The organism is Acinetobacter sp. V91_7 (assembly GCF_031799075.1).
GTDB lineage: Bacteria > Pseudomonadota > Gammaproteobacteria > Pseudomonadales > Moraxellaceae > Acinetobacter > Acinetobacter calcoaceticus.
Genome location: NZ_JAVQNT010000007.1, coordinates 1 through 5901, shown reverse-complemented (window position 1 = coordinate 5901; position 5901 = coordinate 1). Strand labels below are relative to the sequence as shown.

At 34.3% G+C, this 5901-nt stretch carries 6 protein-coding genes and 1 pseudogene; all 7 read left to right on the top strand.

What is annotated here, in order from left to right; translation table 11 throughout:
* Positions 1-2003: 2003 nt before the first annotated feature.
* Positions 2004-2249 (top strand): hypothetical protein, encoded by a 246-nt coding sequence (locus RMB03_RS00465; RefSeq protein WP_311073095.1) that lies wholly within the window; start codon positions 2004-2006, stop codon positions 2247-2249.
* A 118-nt stretch (positions 2250-2367) separates the two neighbouring features.
* Positions 2368-3001 (top strand): annotated as a pseudogene (locus RMB03_RS00460) (putative metallopeptidase).
* 325 nt (positions 3002-3326) lie between these two features.
* Positions 3327-3551, top strand: a complete 225-nt coding sequence (locus RMB03_RS00455; RefSeq protein ID WP_311073092.1) for a hypothetical protein — start codon at positions 3327-3329, stop codon at positions 3549-3551.
* Positions 3552-3674: 123 nt separating this feature from the next.
* A complete protein-coding gene (locus RMB03_RS00450; protein ID WP_311073090.1) occupies positions 3675-3884 on the top strand; it encodes a hypothetical protein in 210 nt (69 codons plus the stop codon).
* Complete coding sequence (locus RMB03_RS00445) at positions 3881-4147, top strand: hypothetical protein (RefSeq protein WP_311073087.1); 267 nt, start codon at positions 3881-3883, stop codon at positions 4145-4147. Before RMB03_RS00450 ends, RMB03_RS00445 begins: the two co-directional genes overlap by 4 nt.
* Before the next feature lie 697 nt (positions 4148-4844).
* On the top strand, positions 4845-5183 hold the full coding sequence (locus RMB03_RS00440; RefSeq protein WP_311073086.1) for an RcnB family protein: 339 nt from the start codon (positions 4845-4847) through the stop codon (positions 5181-5183).
* Between the two features lie 220 nt (positions 5184-5403).
* On the top strand, positions 5404-5901 hold a 498-nt coding region (locus RMB03_RS00435; protein ID WP_311073084.1), incomplete at its 3' end, for a hypothetical protein.

Here is a 5901-nt window from a genome sequence, read left to right as displayed (position 1 = left end):
TCACTTTTGCTATTGACCAAAAGAGCGGGCTTACATAGATTAATAGAGTATTTTTTGAGAATTATAATTATATAGCTTAGTCCTGAAATACAGTAAGGAGCCTGCTCGTTTGAGTGGGCTTTTTACTTTGTACACTTATAGGCTGAAAATTTAAATCTGCTAGATCTAACTTTCTCGAATTAGCTAGCGTTTGTCAAAAGGATCTTTTCGAACTTCTTTGATCATTAAATATGTTAGGAATGAAGCGAAAATAAATAGGGTTCCAGCTACAGTGAAAAATAGGTCTTCATGATGAAAGCCAATACTTAGGCCCACTATACTTAGTTTTGAAAAGAGAAATAAAAGAGTATAATAAACGTACATCATTTTGTTGTTCCCCATTAAAAAGTTTATAAATATATAGATAATTAAATAATATATCGTGATTGTTGAGGAATGATTAAATGTCTTGAATCAAATTATTGCATATTCTTGTATTAATGTACTGCCCGCTCCGATGAGCATATTGCTGTTATTACTAGGTGGAATACCTTTGATCCTGAGCACTTTGTCATAGCTTAAAAAATGTACTTGTTTTGTGTGCGTGTATATTTTATGAGCAATATGTCGGGTATTGTTAAGCTAAAGATCTTATGTAGTGGGAACTATGTGAAGATATTCGATGTTGTTTCAGAAGCTATAATAAAGATTTAGTCCAGTCGTTCCTCAAGAAAAGAACTGCTGAATCCCTTATTAGCTCATTGCATCAGGCCAAGTTGACCCAGATCAAACATACGTTATTGGATTAACTTGATAGTACATTAGCGGAGGATGTGGAGTGACAAGAGAAAGAAGAAAAGTTCCCAAGAGTGTGCCAATCGCGATAATGTTCGTTCTTGTAACTACATTGATGATGGATACGATTGCTTCAGCGGCGCAGCAACAGAGTGAAGGGGAACTTATTCGGAAGGATTTCAGAGTCCTTACGGCATATGGTGTTGGGTTACATGTTCGGGAGGTTCGCGAGAATGGAACTAAGAGACGTCCTGCGCTCATTCTTGTACATGGTGCACGCGTTCCTGGTATTTGATCATTTGATTTGGATGTGTCAAACGGATCACTCGCAGCAGATCTTGCGCGGTTAACAGGACGACATCTATTTGATGCTGGAAGCATTAAGGCTGCCGTGCTTATAGTCCGCTGAAGCAATCAGTGAAAAGTTGGTGTGATTATACGATTAGATGCTTGACTGTACAGCACGCTTTGTCTACATCTTTGATATGGTGGGGCTTAGAATAAGTAAGAGAAATCACCACTCCAGTTATTATGAAACAATTAAAAAGCCCACCTTTATCAGCGCAAAGGTGGGCTTTTTTTATTCCAATGGTAAGTGTTGATTATTTTGCAACTACAAGTATAATCTGTGATGAAGTTTACATTTATTGAATGGTTTTTTAGGTATTTCTCGCTTATGAGGTGAATGGTACTTTTTCTATTCACTTGAGTTTATGCTCGCAGCCATCCGTAGATGCGGGCTTTTTTTTAATTGCTTTATCAACTGTAGTATTATTATAAATACTACAGATAACAAGAACCCTCAATGATCAGCGCAAATGTCATAAGGGGAAGCCTACTCGATGAGTAGGCTTTTTTATTCTGGATATAAAAATAAAAGAACTCGGCACTTTGGGGATGCCGAGTTCTGGTTGAGCCTGAACTAGGTAAACACTTGCGAAGGGGAACTAATGCTGATCGTCGTGTATCAGATTAATTTAATTACCAGTTCAGAAACAAACTATCAAAATGTGATTTAGCGAACAATATAACAACTTATACAAAATACGTGTAATGCGTCACAAAACTTTGCACATATTAACTTACATCTTTGTTATTTGACTGAATGTCTTATGGCAGAGGAAGCTGCCTTAAATATCAATTGTTGTTTTAAGTAGTAAATTAATATGCTGTAATTTAATGAGTTTTGTTCATGTTATAATAGTTAAATAACCTTATTGGAGTTTACTATGGGCACTTCAGTACATTGGATGGAAGCTTCTGTTGATATTGGCCGGGATCAAAAAGTAACTAAGCAAATTTACTTTTATAAAGAACAGTTACTTCATAAAGGCAAAGATTTATCAGATTTAAGTTACAGAGATATTGAGAGTGGCTTGAAGCAACAATATGATGAAACTATTCAAATACGTGTGCTTATAGATCTGGGTGTACATGGAATCAATAAATATAAATCTAGTTTGCGGAATGATTAAAGTCTAGCATTAAAAGTGGAAGACCTCCTTCGGGAGGTTTTTGTTTGCCGTAGTTATTACGGTACATGAAGCCCCGCTAATAATAGATATTTAGCGGGTTTTTCTTTTTGGAGTATGTATGAAAAAAGAAGTTGGTTTTCATGTTCCAGTTCGGCCAATGCCTCCAGAATGGATTTTTGAGTTAGATACTCCTAACTTTGCACCTGCACCAGAAATGTGGGACTGGATAAGACGTGTATTTCTAGATCCTAAATCTCAAATGTTTAACTCAGATCATCTGCATTTACGGTCATTTCGTTATCCAAATATTGCCGTGATGTGGGCTAGATCAGGCTTTAGTAAACAAGGACGTCAAGTCATTGGTACAACAGAGAAAGTCATGATCAATGCTGGTGGCTGGAAACAGGAAAGACAAGAAGAACAATACATTCAATGGTTCAGATGTGTTCCTGAATACCTCATTACTTTTGATGCTTCATATTCTCGTATTGCTAATGATGTGGACTTTTGCGCTTTGGTTGAACATGAGCTTTATCACATTGTACATAAGAAAGACCAATACGGAACACCTGCATATAACAGAGAGACCGGTGCGCCAAAGTTAGCAATTCAAGGCCATGATGTAGAGGAATTTACAGGCGTTGTTCGCCGTTATGGAGCAAAGAATGGTGGCGGCAGCGAATACAAGACCAGAGCTGTCACGTGCTGATGTCCATTACGCTTATGGCACTTGTTACTTGAGAGTGGTTTAAATTTTTTGCCATTCCACCTTGATGAATTAGCTAGAGGGCGGGATAGGGAATTAAACTCACGGTATCAAAAAAGCCCGGAACATCAGCAAGAGCGGGCTTAGTTGAAGTTAACACAAAGACAAAGGTAGTTAACACTGAACAATATAGCATCAAGCCCCAATGATATAGAACGAATCTAGTGTAACAAAAAGTGATGAGTAACTTTAGGCAGTGATATATCGATAATTATTTGTAAGTATGGCTTTTTTTAAATAACCATAATTTAAATATGGTTTTGTAATAATTAGATGATAGATTAAAGAAAAGCATTGGGGGTAGATAAATTATGGATATTCGTTTAAAAGAACTGGATAAGCGTATTGATGAGTTTAAAAAGAGTGGGGAAGAGATCAAAAAATTGGTTCTTGGGTACAGAACATATTCAGCTTTACTGGATGAAGCTCAGTTTGCTGACCGAATAACTAGAGATAAAAAAGACCCTATGATTCGATACTATAATGGTATCAAAATCAAAATGGTGAAAGAGAAGCATTATTTTAAAATAGAGTAATATCATAGTCATATGATTAGTAAATGGAACCGTCTTGTATTTTAGGCGGTTTTTTTATGGGGGATTTTTAGTGAATATATTAGTAATTTACCTGATGGAACTGGAGCTATAAAGCAAGCAGGTATGCCTACTTTGAATGTTATAAATCCATATATGTGGCATTATAATTTTACACAGTCAAAATTTGCTAAACCTGAAATTATTTATCCTCTCGCAGGGAGAACTTCTGGGAAAGGTGTTATTTCAGAAGGATTTCATTTAGTTGATGATTGGAGTCTAAAACCCAAAGATAAAGATCCGTTAGTTGATGAAGGATATATTATTAAAAAATGAGGCATTTAAGTATAGGATTAATTCTTATGATTTCACTATTTGGTTGTGCTAATTCTAAAGCTAAGCATCAAGACAAATTCTTAGCGCATATTCATGAAAATACCCCAGATCCGTACAAGGAGTGTATAGTCACATATATTAAAGACCACTGGGATGAAGTTTGGAAAACTTACAATATTGAAAAAACAAGAGAGGCTCGTGGCGAAATAGACATCGTCAACTTCATGATTGACAAATATCTATCTGAATGCAAGAAGCAATAAATTTGATCTAAATTCTTTCAGTCCAAATATTTTAACGTATTTGAGGTTTCAAAACGATTTAAGCCTAGAAAAGCCCTGATGATTAAGGGCTTTTCTTAACGCTCTACTTCGACGAAATAAATGTTTTTAAGTGAAGCTTTTAATGTTTTATCTTTCGTGTCGTCAATATACTTTACATTTTTTGTTTGTATTCAATAGGGCTGAAGCTTGAGCATACTGAGCATCTTTATTTAACTTCTCATACTGAGTTTGATACAGCTTGGCTGCTTTCTTATAACAGTTATTAATTTGGTTAACAGGCTTTTGTATTTTCTCAGAATAAGACACGGTGTCTCTTGAATATTCGCTGTACTATCTAGATCGAGTATTTTCGTCGACAATCTTTATTTTCATGAAGTGGCAAAATGATAGCAAAGTACTGGTAGATGATACTGTATATTTTTATTGTCCAGTATGGCGAACTCATCCGATCAATATTAATGAGGCTGTAAGATCTTGTGTAAAACCTTCTCATACGGGGCTAATTCTATTTGTAAATTCGTGATTAATAATCCGAATTTCATATTTTTATTTAATGATAAATTTCCATGATTTATACTTGTTTTTTACAAAAGGTATAATCAATCATCTTATTCTTAATGCTTTTTTAAGATTTAATCGTAATCTCAAATAAAGAAATCTATGGTAATTAATTCCTATGAATACATTAATTAAAGCAATTGTTTTGTCCATCTCTACTTCGATTATGGCCGCTTCAGCATTTGCAGCACCACAAGGTACACATAAGAATGTACATAATAGCAAGCAACCTGTAGCACAAAAGCCACGGGTTAAGCATAATTCTGTAAAACCATCGCGAGACTTGAAATCTGGGCAAACGATTCCTTCTCAATATCGTAGTGCCAATCCTGTAGATTATAAGCGATATAGTAAATTGACTAAACCTGGTAAAAACCAGCAATGGTTGAAGGTGAATAATGACTATGTGCTTCTTAGTACAAATACGCATAAAATTGTGAAAATTATTAAGGGTTAATTTTTACATTTCAACTCTGACATTGTTGTGTACTCTATTTTCAGGACGCACAGCTTATATGATCAACAATAATGTTAATCTCTGTAAAAAGCTTTTTTAAAAGGCCAGACATTTTGTCAGGCCTTTTTTTCTTCAGTCTATAGCTTAAGAAAATCTTCATAATTTATCCTTATTTTAGTGCTTTAGTGGAAAAGTACTTTAAATTTATCAATTTTATATTATGAATATCTCATCAAAAAAAATCATATTAGTTGCTAACTCTGATGATATTCCCGACGTTAATGGAATGATTAATGATCAGGATATAATTGTGAGGTTTAATATTCCGAATGAAAAAAAAATTGGGATTACTGGGCGTAGAACGGATATTCTATTCTTGGCAAATACCGTTGATTTAATGGAAAGGAGGCTCAAAGATAAGAAATTCAATGATTTTATAGATACATTAGAAGATACTGCTGTTTTCTTTCCATTTGAAGACGATTTAATTAATAAAATGAATCCAATTGGTAAAATTAGTTATAGAAAATTTTTTATAAAATTCAAAAAATATATTAGAAACTCAAATAACGATAGATATATCAATTACTTTTCTGAGAAAAATATAAAAGTAAAAGTGATAGACCAATCCTATTACTGGTCTGCTAAAGGTCTAATGAGTACAGATAATTTATCGATATTAAGTACGGGGTTTATAGCAATATTCTATTTTTTAAGC

Coding starts and splice junctions, on each gene's coding strand:
- RMB03_RS00440 (WP_311073086.1), top strand. CDS start 4,845: ATGAATACATTAATTAAAGCAATTGTTTTGTCCATCTCTACTTCGATT.
- RMB03_RS00445 (WP_311073087.1), top strand. CDS start 3,881: ATGAGGCATTTAAGTATAGGATTAATTCTTATGATTTCACTATTTGGT.
- RMB03_RS00450 (WP_311073090.1), top strand. CDS start 3,675: ATGCCTACTTTGAATGTTATAAATCCATATATGTGGCATTATAATTTT.
- RMB03_RS00465 (WP_311073095.1), top strand. CDS start 2,004: ATGGGCACTTCAGTACATTGGATGGAAGCTTCTGTTGATATTGGCCGG.
- RMB03_RS00455 (WP_311073092.1), top strand. CDS start 3,327: ATGGATATTCGTTTAAAAGAACTGGATAAGCGTATTGATGAGTTTAAA.